The sequence below is a fragment of the Mesorhizobium sp. WSM4844 genome (assembly GCF_055811775.1).
Genome location: NZ_JBVVQB010000248.1, coordinates 1 through 225 on the forward strand (window position 1 = coordinate 1; position 225 = coordinate 225).

1 protein-coding gene is annotated in these 225 nt (G+C 66.2%); it reads left to right on the plus strand.

Annotated features, from left to right (window positions below):
* The coding region (locus AC0L2A_RS36620; RefSeq protein ID WP_473613054.1) for a phosphopantetheine-binding protein at positions 1–225 on the plus strand (225 nt) is incomplete at both ends.

A 225-nucleotide genomic window follows, 5' to 3' on the forward strand; every position in this document is an offset into this window, starting at 1 on the left:
GAGCTTCTCGGGGTCGAGCGGGTCGGACGCCACGACAACTTCTTCGAACTCGGCGGACACTCGCTGTTGGCCGTGCAGCTGATGAGCCGGTTGCCGCAGGCCGTCGGTGTCGAGCTGCCGCTGGCCACGCTGTTCGCCAGGCCGGTGCTTTGCGATCTGGCGGAAAGCATCGTCGACCAGTTGAACCGCTGCGGTCCGCAAGACCTGCCGGCGATTGTTGCCGTG